At 59.8% G+C, this 14,308-nt stretch carries 15 protein-coding genes and 1 pseudogene; 3 read left to right on the top strand and 13 right to left on the bottom strand.

What is annotated here, in order from left to right; all coding sequences use genetic code 11:
* Positions 1-101 precede the first annotated feature (101 nt).
* The 4 genes and pseudogenes from BUE92_RS28690 to BUE92_RS03675 all read right to left on the bottom strand — a co-directional run.
* A pseudogene (locus BUE92_RS28690) lies at positions 102-239 on the bottom strand (short-chain dehydrogenase); the annotation flags it as partial.
* Positions 233-1,273 carry a DMT family transporter gene (locus tag BUE92_RS03685; protein ID WP_073521970.1) on the bottom strand — a complete coding sequence of 347 codons (1,041 nt, stop codon included), beginning with the start codon at positions 1,271-1,273 and terminating at the stop codon, positions 233-235. The gene BUE92_RS03685 and the pseudogene BUE92_RS28690, both read right to left, overlap by 7 nt.
* Before the next feature lie 68 nt (positions 1,274-1,341).
* Positions 1,342-1,677, bottom strand: a complete 336-nt coding sequence (locus tag BUE92_RS03680) for a hypothetical protein (protein ID WP_073521969.1) — start codon at positions 1,675-1,677, stop codon at positions 1,342-1,344.
* Between the two features lie 284 nt (positions 1,678-1,961).
* A complete protein-coding gene (locus BUE92_RS03675) occupies positions 1,962-2,327 on the bottom strand; it encodes a DUF2784 domain-containing protein (protein ID WP_073521968.1) in 366 nt (121 codons plus the stop codon).
* A 108-nt stretch (positions 2,328-2,435) separates the two neighbouring features.
* Between BUE92_RS03675 and BUE92_RS03670 the strand changes: the two genes are divergently transcribed.
* Positions 2,436-3,122 (top strand): HAD-IA family hydrolase, encoded by a 687-nt coding sequence (locus BUE92_RS03670; protein WP_054897203.1) that lies wholly within the window; start codon positions 2,436-2,438, stop codon positions 3,120-3,122.
* A gap of 127 nt (positions 3,123-3,249) precedes the next feature.
* Here BUE92_RS03670 and BUE92_RS03665 read toward each other — a convergent pair whose 3' ends face one another.
* Positions 3,250-3,996 (bottom strand): 3-oxoacyl-ACP reductase family protein, encoded by a 747-nt coding sequence (locus tag BUE92_RS03665; RefSeq protein WP_073521967.1) that lies wholly within the window; start codon positions 3,994-3,996, stop codon positions 3,250-3,252.
* A 107-nt stretch (positions 3,997-4,103) separates the two neighbouring features.
* On the opposite strand from BUE92_RS03665, the gene BUE92_RS03660 reads away from it, so the two are divergent.
* Entirely contained in the window at positions 4,104-5,027 is a 924-nt protein-coding gene (locus tag BUE92_RS03660; protein ID WP_073521966.1) for a LysR family transcriptional regulator, read from the top strand.
* A 47-nt stretch (positions 5,028-5,074) separates the two neighbouring features.
* Here the strand turns inward: BUE92_RS03660 and BUE92_RS03655 are convergent, their stop codons facing one another.
* From BUE92_RS03655 to BUE92_RS03645, 3 genes are all read right to left on the bottom strand, one after another.
* Complete coding sequence (locus tag BUE92_RS03655; RefSeq protein WP_034126767.1) at positions 5,075-5,803, bottom strand: aspartate/glutamate racemase family protein; 729 nt, start codon at positions 5,801-5,803, stop codon at positions 5,075-5,077.
* A 13-nt stretch (positions 5,804-5,816) separates the two neighbouring features.
* Positions 5,817-7,346: an NCS1 family nucleobase:cation symporter-1 gene (locus BUE92_RS03650; RefSeq protein ID WP_073521965.1), complete on the bottom strand. Its 1,530-nt coding sequence runs from the start codon at positions 7,344-7,346 to the stop codon at positions 5,817-5,819.
* 479 nt (positions 7,347-7,825) lie between these two features.
* The gene (locus tag BUE92_RS03645; RefSeq protein ID WP_014719506.1) at positions 7,826-8,560 is read right to left on the bottom strand and encodes a phosphoadenylyl-sulfate reductase; all 735 of its coding nucleotides are present in this window, start codon (positions 8,558-8,560) and stop codon (positions 7,826-7,828) included.
* A gap of 150 nt (positions 8,561-8,710) precedes the next feature.
* On the opposite strand from BUE92_RS03645, the gene thrH reads away from it, so the two are divergent.
* Complete coding sequence (gene thrH, locus BUE92_RS03640; RefSeq protein WP_073521964.1) at positions 8,711-9,328, top strand: bifunctional phosphoserine phosphatase/homoserine phosphotransferase ThrH; 618 nt, start codon at positions 8,711-8,713, stop codon at positions 9,326-9,328.
* Between the two features lie 127 nt (positions 9,329-9,455).
* On the opposite strand, the gene BUE92_RS03635 is transcribed toward thrH, so the two are convergent.
* From BUE92_RS03635 to rloB, 5 genes are all read right to left on the bottom strand, one after another.
* A complete protein-coding gene (locus BUE92_RS03635; protein WP_073521963.1) occupies positions 9,456-9,812 on the bottom strand; it encodes a helix-turn-helix domain-containing protein in 357 nt (118 codons plus the stop codon).
* Entirely contained in the window at positions 9,812-10,114 is a 303-nt protein-coding gene (locus BUE92_RS03630; RefSeq protein ID WP_034128346.1) for a type II toxin-antitoxin system HigB family toxin, read from the bottom strand. Before BUE92_RS03630 ends, BUE92_RS03635 begins: the two co-directional genes overlap by 1 nt.
* Before the next feature lie 227 nt (positions 10,115-10,341).
* Complete coding sequence (gene pabB, locus BUE92_RS03625; protein WP_073521962.1) at positions 10,342-11,685, bottom strand: aminodeoxychorismate synthase component I; 1,344 nt, start codon at positions 11,683-11,685, stop codon at positions 10,342-10,344.
* A gap of 101 nt (positions 11,686-11,786) precedes the next feature.
* A complete protein-coding gene (locus BUE92_RS03620; protein ID WP_073521961.1) occupies positions 11,787-12,773 on the bottom strand; it encodes an alpha-L-glutamate ligase-like protein in 987 nt (328 codons plus the stop codon).
* Positions 12,773-14,305, bottom strand: coding sequence for an osmotic stress tolerance membrane protein RloB (rloB, locus tag BUE92_RS03615; protein WP_073521960.1), 1,533 nt, complete (start codon positions 14,303-14,305; stop codon positions 12,773-12,775). Before rloB ends, BUE92_RS03620 begins: the two co-directional genes overlap by 1 nt.
* Positions 14,306-14,308: the final 3 nt, after the last annotated feature.

Raw genomic sequence — 14,308 nt, 5'->3', positions numbered from 1 at the left:
TTGATTTGATTTTCGTTTCACCACGTTCACAGCAAACAAAACCCCAGGTTTCGAAAGAAACCTGAGGTTTGTAATTTTTGAGTTTGAGACCTGCTGTTAGGTCATGCGCACGGCATATCCATTCGTCGCCCGATGACATCGAGCAAATCGCATCCGTCCCGCAGCGGAATTGAGCAGAGCAGTGCAAAGTCACTCAGCACCACCGCATCACTACTTATGCGTAAGCCCGCCCTCAATGCCTATGCCGATGATGCACATCCGGAAAATGCGCATGGCTATGCCTCATCACGCCATGTGCATGCACATGGCTATGAGGCACTTTCGAGTCCCACTCAAACCCATGCTCATGTTGATGATGCTCATCATGCACATGCCAATGCCCATGCTCCGTTGCCTCATGCAGATGCTCATGGGCATGCCGCTCCGTCAGATGCAGCCACACGCCCAAGGCCATCAGTGCCGAGGCAATCCAGAACGCCACGGTCACCGACTCGTCAAATACCAACAACGCCACTGCGGCACCGAGAAAAGGTGCCGTGGAGAAGTAAGCGCCGGTGCGCGCGCTGCCCAGCCCGCGCAGGGCCAGCACGAACATCACCAGGCTGATGCCATAGCCGAGGAAACCTACCAGTAGAATCGGCGCCAGTTGCGCCATGCCGGGAATCTGCGCTCCGAGGTAAAGTGCCAGGCTGCAATTGACCAGCCCCGCAATCAAGCCTTTGGCACCTGCGATAAACAACGCGTCAGACGCGGACACCTTGCGCGTGAGGTTGTTATCGATCCCCCAGCACAAACATGCCAGCGCAACGGCGAGCGGTCCGACCCAGTCCTGGCGGCTGCCGTCAGCACCGGACCATGACAACACCACGCCGCCCAGCACAATGGCGAGCATGCCGAGGACGATGCGGCGGTCGGCGTTTTCGCGGAACACGACCCAGGCGATCACGGCGGTCAGTACCGACTCAAGGTTGAGCATCAGGGAGGCGCTGGCGCTGGTGGTGCGGGTCAGGCCGAACATCAATGCAACGGGGCCGAGGATGCCGCCGAAGGCGATGGCGCCGAGTAGCCAGGGCCACTCCGATGGGGTTAGCCCGGTAGGTTTCCAGCCGCGATCACGGATCAAGCGCACACCGGCAAGGCCGATGCCGCTGCCGAGGTAGAGCAGGCCGGCGAGCAGGATGGGCGAGAGGCTCAGGCCAAGGCTTTTGGCCAGCGGGGTGCTGGCGCCGAACAGGGCGGCGGCGGCGAGTGCGTAAGCGATACTGAGATTCATGGGCCATCCTCGAAGGTCAGGCCCATGATACGCCGCTTGCCGGGGTCAGCGCCCTGGCAGTTTCATACTTACTGCGCGGTTTTCAGCTTGATCACATCACCGGAGATCTTGGTGGTGTAGCCGTTCAATACCCAAGCCCAGAACCACTTTTCCTGCACTTGTGTGTTGATCAACGCGTCGCCGCCCTTGGCCTTGATGGCCGCATCCTGGGCGCGCACGAAGCGGTTGTTCTGGCCGATGGGGATAACACCCAGCAGCATGATGCCGGTGGCGCTGGCTTCGCTGTGGCCCAGCACGGTGTATTGGCTGGCGTCGTATTGCTGGGTTTTCATGGCGGTGCCGGTGCAACCTGCCAGGGTGAAACCAAGTATGGCTGCTGCAACGACTTTACTGAGGTATTTCACTTATAACTCCATAGATTCAATCTCGAGATTCAATTCTCGGGGGCGACACTCTAAGCGCTCAGCTGGCAGATTGAAATCAATCAGCGAGGCAGGGATGCAGATGACTCAGTCTGGCGGGTACTGGGCGGTGATCCCATCGCAGCCTCGCTGGGGCTCGACAGCTCCCACATTTGCTTTTCGGCGTGTCAAGGTGTTTTTCGTGGGGGCTGGGGACTTCGAAGGCTTCGGACATGGGGCGACCACGACGGAATGAGGTGCGCTGATTCTTCACCAGCGCAGCTGTCTCAAGCCTGTACGTAACGCCGGATAACCCGCCCATACACCGCGAGGTTGATCACCACCACCACGGCCCCCAGCAGCAATTGGATATTGGCAGTCAGCCCGGCGGGGTAGATCAGCGTCAGGATGTAGTGCTCGATAAACCCGCCGCCATAACCGTCTTGGCCAGCCAAGTGGCGAAACAGGTTTTCCCAACGGGTAAGCGGGCAGGGCAGGTGCAGCACCTCTACCGCAATGCCCCAGGCAACGGCAGGCAGATGCAGCCATATCATCCGGGGCCATTTCAGGGCGAGCAGGCCACCGAACAACACGAACAGGATGAAGGTCAGGTGAAACAGCACGAGGCCGTCGGCGGCGAGTCGGTAGAGCATTGGGAGCACTTCGAAAAGAGGGGCAGACAGTCTAAAGGGTTGCTCGCCGGTAAGCGTGGCCGTTATTGTGCTGAATCCTTTTAGTCCTCGCCCCAAGGTTGTGTTGTGATGAATGCACCGCGTAACGCTGTCCCGATCAAGGCCGTGATTTTCGATATGGACGGGTTGTTGCTGGATACCGAAGGCATCTACACCGAAGTCACGCAGATCATTGCCGAACGCTATGGCCGTACCTACGACTGGGGTATCAAGCAGCACATCATCGGGCGGGGTGCCCAGGATTTGGCCGATTACGTGGTCAAGGCGCTGGACCTGCCGATCACGCCCGCCGAGTTTCTGGAAATACGCGAACCGCTGATGAGCGAGCGCTTTCCCAAGGCCCTGGGCATGCCCGGCGCCGAGGCGTTGGTGCGGCACTTGAAGGCGCACAATATTCCGATTGCGGTGGGCACCAGTTCATCGCGTAACTCGTTTGGCCACAAGACCACCCTGCACCGTGAATGGTTTGGCCTGTTCGACACCATCGTCACCGCGGACGACCCGGAAGTAGGCGCTGCCAAGCCCGCGCCGGATATCTTCCTCACTGCCGCGCGCCGGTTGGGTGTAGCCCCTGAGGATTGTCTGGTGTTCGAAGATTCGCCGTTCGGCGTGACGGCCGCGAAGGCTGCGCACATGACCGCTATTGCGGTGCCCGATGAGGCGATGGCTGACAGCAAGTACCAGCATGCTGACCAGATTATTCGCAAGCTCGCCGACTTTGATTTGGCCGCCTACGGCTTGCCCCCCATGGCCTGACCCCGCGCGGTCAAAAATGTGGGAGCTGGCTTGCCTGCGAAAGCGGTAGTGCAGTAACAGATGTGGCACTGACACACCGCCTCCGCGGGCAAGCCCGCTCCTGCATTTGGTTTGCGGTGTTGCAAAATCAGGCGCTGAAACCACCATCGATGGTCAGGCTGGCGCCCGTGATATAGCCGGCTTCCGGCCCGGCCAGATAGGCCACAAAACTGGCAATCTCCTCCACATGCCCATACCGACCTACCGCCATCAACCCGATCAGGCTTTCGGCAAAATCACTGTTCGCCGGGTTCATGTCGGTGTCCACCGGCCCAGGCTGCACGTTGTTGATGGTGATGCCCCGTGGTCCCAGGTCCCGCGCCAATCCCTTGGTCAACCCCACCAGCGCCGCCTTGCTCATGGCGTAGGGCCCGCCGCCGCCAAAGGGCATGCGTTCGGCGTTGGTGCTGCCGATATTGATCACGCGGCCACCTTCGCCCATATGCTTGGCCGCTTCCTGGGTAGCGATAAATACGCTGCGTACATTGATCGCCAAGGTCTGGTCGAAGTCTTCCAGCTTGAATTCTTCCAGCGGCGCGATGGCCAGCACGCCAGCGTTGTTCACCAGGATATCCAGGCGTCCAAACGCCTCCACCGTGGCGTTGACCGCAGCGCGAATCGCCGTGGCATTGGCGCTGTCGGCGTGAATCGCCAGAGCCTGACCACCTGCGCTGATCACCTCGTTCTGCAGTGTTCGAGCCTTGGCGGCCGAGCTGACGTAGGTAAAGGCAACCGCTGCCCCCTGGGCGGCGAGGCGCTTGACGATGGCGGCGCCGATGCCGCGGGAACCGCCTTGAATCAAGGCGACTTTGCCGGTGAGGTTGTGTGTGGTCATATCGATCTCCGAGGTAGTTGATGGAGCGAGTATCGACCTCACTCGCCCCTCTCGGTAGACCGTGGTTGCTATAGTCTGTGTAAACCAAAAGTTTAGAGTGGGGCGATATGGAAAGCTTTGGCAGTATCGAATGCTTTGTGCGCAGCGCCGAGGGTGGCAGCTTTGCCGAGGCTGCACGGCACCTGAGCCTCACTCCCGCAGCGGTGGGTAAAAGCGTTGCCAAGCTAGAGGCGCGCCTCGGTGTGCGGCTGTTTCAGCGCAGCACTCGGCGCCTGGCGCTGACCGAAGCCGGCAAGATGTTTTTGGAGGAAGTCAGCGGCAGCCTCACCACCATTCAGAATGCGGTCGCCAACCTGGCCAGTGCCGAAGGGCGGCCGGTGGGCACGCTCAAGGTCAGCATGGGGCCAGTGTTCGGTAACCGCTACGTGGTGCCGTTGCTGGGCGAATTTATGCGGCGCTGTCCGGATATCAGCCCGGACTGGCATTTCGATAACCGCCAGGTCGACCTGATCGGTCAAGGCTTCGATGCGGCCATCGGCGGCGGGTTTGAGTTGCCCCAAGGCGTGGTGGCGCGCAAGTTGACCCCGGCGCACCGGGTGCTGGTGGCGTCGCCGGATCACCTGGCGCGCCGCCTGCCGGTACTGGCGCCCGAGGAGCTGTCGCACTGCCTTGGCATTTTGATCCGCTCGCCGCAGACAGGCCGGGTGCGTTCATGGCAACTGACCAATCGTGAGCGCGAGCACAGCCCTCTAGTGCTGAAACCGGCGATGACCATGAGCGACTCCGAAGCCGCTTGCTGCGCCAGTGCCCAGGGGCTTGGCATCGCGCTGGTGAGCATGCCGATGGCCGTGCCGTTCCTGGACAGTGGTGCGTTGGTGCGAGTGTTACCCGATTGGTATGTGGACGACGGCAATATTTCCATCTACTACGCCGAGCATAAATTGCTGCCGGGCAAGACGCGGGCGTTTGTGGATTTCATTATTGAGCAGTTTGCCGAGCAGAAACTGGCTCAACGGTTCAGTGCTATCTGAGCACGCCTTTACATCGAGTCGTGGCCATCGCGGGCAAGCGCATCGGTCTACCGCCCGAACTTGCCCGGCCACCCGATAACCTTCTTCGGCCGCGGTGTGGCATAAGTCCTGACCTTCGACGTCGACAACCCCAACCGTACCAACGACTCGGCAACCATCACCGCCGCCGTCACCCCGTCCACCACCGGCACCCCGGTGCGCTGGCGAATCTGCTCGTCCAGCCCGGCCATGCCGCCGCAGCCCAGGCAGATCACCTCGGCCTTGTCATCGCGAATGGCCAGTTCCGCCTGGTGCACGATGGCTTCCATGGCGCCCAGCGGGTCTTCTTCCAGCTCCAGCACCGCCATGCCGCTGGCGCGCACCGAAGCGCAACGCTGGTAGAGGCCGGCGAGTTTCAGCCGGTCTTCAATCAGCGGCACAGTGCGGTCCAGGGTGGTCACCACCGAGTAGGCGTGCCCCAGGAACATCGCGGTGCTGGCCGCCGCCTCGGTGATATCCACCACCGGCACATTGAGCAGTTCCTGCAGGCCTTCACGGCCATGTTCGCCATAGCCGGCCTGGATCACCGCATCAAAGGGCTGATCGTAGGCCATCACCCGGTCCATCACGGCGATGGCCGCCAGGTAGCTTTCAAAATTGCCCTCCACTGATTCTGCGCCGAAGTACGGGGTGAGCCCGACAATTTCGGTGCCCGGTGAAGCCACGGCCCGTGCTTGCTGGGCAATGGTGTCGGTGATGGATTCGGTGGTGTTGACGTTAACCACGAGGATACGCATGGAAAGTCCTTGTTTAATGACTGACGTTATCGACGGCAATGCTTTCGCCGCTGACATCGGCGTAGTGCGGTTGACGCTTGGCAATCAGCAGGTACAGCAACCCGGCAATGCCTGCGCCAAACAACCAGGAAAACGGCGAGACGCTGGCAAACCCCGGCAACAGCGCCAGCAGGATGGCGATCACCGCCGCCGGAATGAACGCCGCCACCGCACGCATATTCACCCCACGGCTGTAGTAATAAATGCCTTGGGGGTCTTCGCTGTACAACTGCGGCACATCCACCTGGCTTTTACGGATCAGCCAGTAATCGACCATGATCACCCCGTACAACGGCCCCAGCAGCGCGCCGAGCCCAGAGAGGAAATACACGATGACCAATGGGCTGTTATAGAGGTTCCACGGCAGGATCAGCACGGCAACGAAGGCGCTGATCAACCCGGCGCGCCGGAAGTTCAGGTACTTGGGCGCCAGGTTGCTCAGTACAAAGGCCGGGGCGACGAAGTTGGCCATGATGTTCACCGCCACGGTGACGATGAGGAAGGCCAGGCAGCCGAGCACCAGAAAAAATGTGTTGGGGATCGCCGCGATGATTTCGGTCGGGCTTTCGATCACGCGGCCATTGAGCTGGAACTGCCCGCCGCATAGCAGCACGGTAATCGCGGCGAACACCAGGATATTGACCGGCAGGCCCCAGAAATTGCCGACCTGGATGGTCTTGCGGCACGGCGACGAACGCGCGAAGTCGCAGAAGTTAAGGATCAGGGTGCCGTAGATGGCTAGCCACAGCGCGCCGCCGGCAAAGATATTGCGCCACATCTCGCCGCCACTCAGGGGCTCGCGGATCGACCAGGCAATCTGCCCGTTCGCCTGGAAGTACATCCACCCGGCCAGTGCGGCCACGGTCAGCAGAATCACCGGCCCGGCGAAGCCTTCATAGCGACGTACCATTTCCATGCCGTAGGCGAGGATCACCAACTGCACCAGCCAGATCGCAACAAAGCACGCCCAGCCGAGGGTCGACAGGCCAAGGATCGAGTTGTGATCATAATCGGCAAACCCTGGATGAATGGCCGTCAGCAGTACGCGGAAAACCACCGAGGCCAGGTAGGTCTGGATCCCAAACCAGGCAATTGCAATCACCGCCCTGATCAACGCCGGAATCTGCGCCCCGTGAATGCCAAAACTGATGCGGCTGATAACCGGAAACGGCACACCGGTCTTCTGCCCCATGTAGCCCGACAAATTCATGAAGAAGTACACCAACGCCGCGCCGATCCCCAGGGACAGCAATATTTGCCAGCCGCCCAAGCCCAGTGCATAGAGCCCAATGGCGAATGAATAGTTGGCGATGTTGTGCACGTCATTGGTCCACAACGCAAAGATGCTATAGCGCCCCCAGCGTCGGCCTTCGACCTTGGTGGGCGCCAGGTCCTTGTTGTGCAGGCGCGGGCTGAGCACCAGCGGGCCGGGGCCTGCGGCCGCAGGGTTCAGTGGGGAGGAGGGCAGATCCAGTGCGAGGGTGTTCGAGAGGCTTGTACGCATTCCGGCAGGCTCCAGCGCATCTGCAGCAAAACGGCGGATGGCAAAATGTATGTAGGTTTTGTATTGATTGTATACAAAGCGTACTTCTACCTAAGCCATATGCGTGCCAATTTTCGACATGTGAAAATCTTGGCTAATTTTGTTTTTATATAGTTTTAGAATAACTTACTGAATCTAAAGCACTATAAATTGACCATTTGAACAGGTATTTATTTTTTAATCGAGAATAGAGCAATTTGCGTACGAGCAAATCAGCAAAGAGGGATGTTACGTTTTGGTGCGCTATAGTTTAAGTTGCACACAAAAATGGCACCTATAGTTACATGGTTGTGTACAAGATTTTCGGCTCACCACAAAGCAAATGTGGGAGGGGGCTTGCCCCCGATTGCGGTGTATCAGTCAAGAAATCTGCAACTGACCTACCGCTATCGGGGGCAAGCCCCCTCCCACATTTTTGTTGCCACATGAACTTAAAGGCCTCAAGCCTTACTGATGATATTCCCCGCATGCAGCCCACATTCCTTCTGCGTGGCTTCTTCCCACCACCAGCGGCCTTCACGCTCATGTTGGCGGGGTAGTACCGGCCGAGTGCAGGGCTCGCAGCCGATGCTGATAAAACCGCGCTCATGCAGGCTGTTGTACGGCAGCTCCAGCATGCGGATGTAGCCCCATACCTCTTCGCTGGTCATCTGCGCCAGCGGGTTGAACTTGTACAGGGTGCGTTCCGGCGTGGAGAACGCCGTGTCGATTTCCAGCGCCGCTACCTGGCTGCGAGTGCCGGGGCTCTGGTCGCGGCGCTGGCCGGTGGCCCAGGCGCTGACACCGGCGAGTTTGCGGCGCAGCGGTTCGATCTTGCGGATGCCGCAGCATTCTCCATGGCCGTCCTTATAAAAGCTGAACAGGCCTTTCTCTTTGACGAACGGCTCCAGCTTGCTCGGGTCTGGCGAGATCAGTTCGATGTCGATCTTGTAGAACTCACGTACCTGCTCGATAAACCGGTAGGTCTCCGGGTGCAGGCGGCCGGTGTCGAGGCTGAACACCTTGACGTTCTTGTTCAGCTTCCAGGCCATGTCCACCAGGACCACATCCTCGGCACCGCTGAAGGAAATCCACAGGTCATCGCCGAACTGGCTGAACGCCAGCTTGAGAATGTCCTGGGCAGACTTGTTGGCATAAGTCGTGGCGAGTTCAACGACGTCGAAGGCTTGGTTCATCAGGACGGTTCCTACAGGTCAGTGGCGCTGAGCGCTCTATAGGGGGGCGATGGTATCAAAATCTGTCCCGCGTTGCGGCGGCGTGCTTGAGTCGCTAGAGTCGGCAGTCCTTTTGCTCGCTCAACCAACAACATCTAATAGGAGTGTCGTGTGGAAATTGCCTGCCTTGACCTGGAAGGGGTGTTGGTGCCGGAAATCTGGATCGCCTTTGCCGAGAAAACCGGCATTGAGTCCCTGCGGGCCACCACTCGTGACATTCCCGACTACGACGTGCTGATGCAACAGCGCCTGCGCATCCTCGACGAGCATGGGCTCAAACTGGCCGATATCCAGGCCGTAATCGCCACGCTCAAGCCGCTGGACGGCGCCATTGAGTTCGTCAATTGGCTGCGCGAGCGCTTCCAGGTGGTGATCCTGTCCGACACCTTCTATGAGTTCTCCCAGCCGCTGATGCGTCAGCTGGGCTTCCCGACCTTGCTTTGCCACCGCTTGATCACCGATGAAAACGACCGGGTGGTGAGCTACCAACTGCGCCAGAAAGACCCCAAGCGCCAGTCGGTGCTGGCATTCAAGACCCTCTACTACCGCGTGATCGCTGCCGGTGATTCCTACAACGACACCAGCATGCTGGGTGAAGCGGACCGCGGGATTCTGTTCCATGCGCCGGACAATGTGATTCGCCAATTCCCGCAGTTCCCGGCGGTGCATACGTTTGAAGACTTGAAGAAAGAGTTTATCAAGGCGTCGAATCGGCAGTTGAGCCTGTAAGTTATGCGGCGCGGCTGATTGCCTCATCGCAGGCAAGCCAGCTCCCACCTTCGATCATGTAACGTCAAACGACGCGGTCAACTGTGGGAGCCGAGCTTGCCTGCGATGGCGTCGGCGCCGTCACCGCCTAACCCTCAGCCAGCAAGCGCTCATAAGGAATACGCAAGCCTTCATGCAGACGCTTGATCATCGACAGGCTCAGCTTGCGCTTGTGGTTCAGCACCTCTGACACCCGCCCACTGGTGCCGATAAACGGCTCCAGATCGCGGGCGGTCATGCCCAATTGCTCCATGCGAAACTTGATAGCCTCTACAGGATCCGAAGGGGGCATGGGGTAATGCTCGGCTTCGTACTTCTCGATGAGGATTGCCAGGATTTCCAGCTCATCACCTTCAGGCGAGCCGGGTGGTGCTCCCCATATCTGCTCGACTCGTACGAGTGCCGCAGTCAGGTCTTCCTGGGAGTGAATAGGTTTGATGTTCATCACGCAGTCTCCGCGTTGATCTGGTCGTACTGAGCGTGGGTCCCCACGAACCGTATAAACCCTAGTTGTCGCTGGTAGTCGATCGCCATGATCACTCGATACTTGTTGCCGCCGACGTTGAACACGACCCTGCCGCCCTTAAGAATGCTCGCTGTTCTGAGTTCGGCCTTGAGTGCTTGCGGTGTTGGATAATTGGCCTTTTCCATGTGCCGATACAACTCGACCAGCGGTGTTCTGGCGTCGCTATAAGCTGAATGGCTTTCCCAGAATATTCGTAGGGTAGATAGAGCGATTATCCGCATCGCTTCGACCTCCCGTTTTGGGAGATCATAGGTGCGATTGCGTGGATAGGCAATCTCGGAAATATTTCCAGACGAGGAGGTAGTCGCTTCATGTGATCCTTCACAGGTGGCGGGTGGACGGTCGATCCGGACGCTATCTGCAAGCGTCTATCCCGTCCACAGCGGTTCTGATTCAGGCTTTTTCTATCGCATGGCGTTCTACTCGAACGCTAGGAAGGGGCTGTGCCCTACAGATTTTCCAGCGTCTGCAACAACACCCGCACCTTCGTCAGCGACTCCTGATACTCAGCCTGCCACTGCGAATCCGCCACAATCCCGCCGCCGCCCCAGCAACACACTTGCCCGTCCTTGACCAGCAAGCTGCGAATCGCGATGGAGCTGTCCATCTCGCCGCGCACGTCCAGGTACACCAGCGAGCCGCAATACAACCCGCGGCGGGTGGGCTCAAGCTCGTCGATGATCTGCATGGCGCGAATCTTTGGCGCGCCGGTGATGGAGCCGCCGGGGAAGCTGCCGGCGATCAGGTCGAGGGCGTCTTTGTCGTCGGCCAATATGCCAGTGACACTGCTCACCAGGTGGTGCACGTTGGGGTAGCTTTCCAGGCTGAACAGCTCCGGCACGTTCACTGAGCCGATTCGGCAACTGCGGCCGAGGTCGTTGCGCAGCAGGTCAACGATCATCAGGTTTTCTGCGCGGTCCTTGGGGCTGGCGAGCAACTCAGCGGCGTTGGCAGCGTCCTCTTCCGGTGTTAAACCGCGAGGGCGGGTGCCCTTGATCGGGCGGGTTTCCACCTGGCGCTCGCTGATGCGCACAAAGCGTTCCGGCGACAGGCTCAGCACCGCGCCGTTATCGGGCAAGTTCTGGAACCCGGAAAACGGCGTCGGGCAGGCTTCGCGCAGCGCGCAGTAGGCTGCCCATGGATCGCCGATGCACGGCGCACGAAAGCGTTGGGCAAAGTTGACCTGGTAGCAGTCGCCGGCCTGGATGTAATCCTGGATGCGAATGATGGCCTGGTGATAAGCCTCGGCGCTGAGGTCCGGGATCATGGGGCCTTGAAGCTTGAAGGTCGTCGGCGCATTGCTTTCTGCCTGACTGAACACGTTGATCAAGCGTTGCCGCTCGCTGTCGGCCAGCGCAGGGTGAAAGACCAACTGGCTGGTTTGCACTTGGTGATCGCTGACCAGCGCCCAGGCATAGAGCCCGAAGCGTGCATCCGGCAGATGCAAATCGTCCACGGCCAGGTGTGAAACCTGCTCCAGGTGCCGACCAAAGTCATAGCTCAGGTAACCGATCAAACCACCGGCAAACGGTAATTCATAGCCGTCAGGCAATGTCGCTTGACCCAACTGCGTCAGGTTCTTGCGCAAGCGTTGCAGGAAATCACCGCCACTTTCGTCCGGCCCTACCGTCAGGGTCGCTTCGGGCCAGGCACTGAGCAGGTCATACCGGCCGCGAACAGCCATCGGGCGGCCGCTGTCGAGCAGTACCGCACCAGGGGCGTGGCGAATGACCGCAAAGAACTCGGCGGGATTGGCCCGGTAGGGCAACGGGTATACGGAGCAGGTCGACATGCGGGGGTGGATCAGCCAGTGGCGCGGGGGAGGGGGATTGTAGTCCCCCGTAGGATTTGCTCCTAGAGGGGATGTCGGGGATAGACAGTTCGAAGACCGGATCAGCCTTCCACGGGCGGTATATGGCCGAACATTTCCTGCACGAACTTCACACGCTCTTCCGGCGTTTCTGTCACGCCGGCAGCCTTCAACTCTTCCAACCGTGCCTCCACCGCATGGGTGCGCAACGTCAGGCCGCAATCGTTGGCAATCTGGATGTTCAGCCCAGGCCGAGCGTTCAGCTCAAGGATCAAAGGGCCTTTTTCCTGGTCCAGCACCATGTCCACGCCGATATAACCCAGCCCGCACAGCTCGTAGCAGCCGGCGGCGAGCTTCATGAAACCGTCCCAGTTGGGCAGTTGCACGCCATCCACCGCGTTGGTGGTGTCGGGGTGCTTGGTGATGATGTTGTTCAGCCAGGTGCCGCGCAGGGTCAGGCCGGTGGCCAGGTCTACACCCACGCCGATCGCGCCCTGGTGCAGGTTGGCCTTGCCGCCGGACTGGCGGGTGGGCAAGCGCAACATCGCCATCACCGGGTAGCCCATCAGCACGATGATGCGGATGTCCGGCACGCCTTCATAGCTGATGCTCTTGAAGATCTGGTCGGGTACCACGCGGTACTCGATCAACGCCCGGTCGCGGTGGCCGCCCAGGGAATACAGGCCGGTGAGGATGCTGGAAATCTGGTGCTCGATCTCCTCATGGCTGATGATTTTGCCGGACACCGTGCGGTAGCGCCCCTCGAACCGGTCGGCCACCACCAGGATGCCGTCACCACCTGCACCCTGGGCGGGCTTGATCACGAAGTCGCTGCGCCCACCGATAATCTCGTCGAGCTTGTCGATTTCCTTTTCGGTGGAGATCACCCCGTACATTTCCGGCACGTGGATGCCGGCCGCCACGGCCCGTTCCTTGGTGATGATCTTGTCATCCACGATGGGGTACAGGCTGCGCTTGTTGTACTTGAGCACGTAGTCGGCATTACGCCGGTTAATGCCCATGATCCCCCGCGCTTCCAGGGCCTTCCAGGTCTTCCAGAAGCCGAACATCAAGAGTCAGCCTTCAGGAACGCCTTGAAACGCACCAGCTCGGTGAGGCGATAGCCGCGGTAGCGACCCATGGCCAGCATGAAGCCCACCAGGATCAACAGGATCGCCGGGAAGGTGAACACGAAGTAGACCAACTCCGGCACGCTCATGATCAGGTGCGCCAGGGACGCAGCGAACAGCGTGCCAATCGCCACTTTCAGCGCATGGTTGGCGCCACGCTCCTCCCAGGTGATCGACAGGCGTTCGATGGTCATGGTCAGGATCACCATCGGGAACAGCGCCACCGACAAGCCCCGTTCCAGCCCCAGCTTGTGGCTGAACAGGCTGATGGCGGCAATCAGCACCACCACGAAGGTCAGCACCACCGACAGCCTCGGCAGCATCTGCAGTTTCAAGTGTTCCAGGTACGACCTGAGCGAGAGGCCCAAGGCCGTGATAACCGTGAACAGCACGATCCCGAAGCCCAACTGGGTCTCGCGGAACGCCAGGGCGATCAGCACCGGCGTGAAGGTGCCCAGGGTCTGCAGGCCGATCAGGTTGCGCAGGATCAAGATCACCAGCACGCCTATCGGGATCATCACCATGATCATGAAGGTCTGCTGGGTTTGCAGCGGCAGGCCGTACAGCGAGTATTCGAGGAAGTTGGCGTCGGTGTTTTCGTCCGTCAGCTTGGCCAGGCGGATGGCGTTCATCTCGCTGTTGTTCAGGCTGAAGGTCACCATGGCTTTCTTGCCGCCATCGACGGTGATCAGGTTTTCATCGCCGGTCCACCACAGCAGGCGGTCGGCGGGCAGGCCCTGTTCGCCAGTCTCCGGGTTGAAGTACAGCCAGTCGTTGCCGTTGAAACTGCGCAGCCACAGTTCCGGGGTTTGCGGTTGGTCGGCCACCAGGCGGATGGTGTGGACTTTCTCTACCGGCACGTGGGCGATGGACAGCAGCAGTTCGACGATCTTGGCTTTGTGCGGCGTCGAGGGGTCGCCGGCCAGCAGCAACTTCACATTGTCGTCGTTGAGGTTGTTGGTGCGCTTGATGGCTTCACTGATAAAGGTCTCGACGTCGGCCGAGTGCTGGCGAATCGGGGCCAGCAAGGCTTCGGCGGCGATCTTCTCGGGGCCTTCCACGGCAATGCTGTCGCGGAAGGTCGGGCCTTTGATCTTGACCTTTTCGCCGCTGTAGCGCTTGGTCAGCACCAGGCGGTAATAGAGGGTCTGGTTGCCCTTGGCCCGACGCGCCGACCAGGTGACCTTGCGGTTGCCGTCGATGCGGTTGACGCTCACCCCGTAGTTGTTCGAGATAAAGCTCTCATTGAGGCTGACGAAGTCGCGGCTCAAGGGCGGCACGAACATCTGGATCTTGACCGGGTCTTTCGGGTTGGCGACGAACTCGACCTTGGCGTCGATGTTCCACAAGTCGTCGGTGGCATCTTCGGTGACGGGAATTCCCAGCACGAAGATCTGATAAGCGGTGACCGAAATGCCCAGCACCACCAGCAAGGTGATCAGGATTTTCAGGTGCAGGGTCAGAGAGCGCATTCG

The sequence above is a fragment of the Pseudomonas fluorescens genome (genome assembly GCF_001902145.1).
GTDB lineage: Bacteria > Pseudomonadota > Gammaproteobacteria > Pseudomonadales > Pseudomonadaceae > Aquipseudomonas > Aquipseudomonas fluorescens_BV.
The sequence above is the reverse complement of the archived record's forward strand: the minus strand, read 5'-3'. Positions and strand labels throughout refer to the sequence as shown.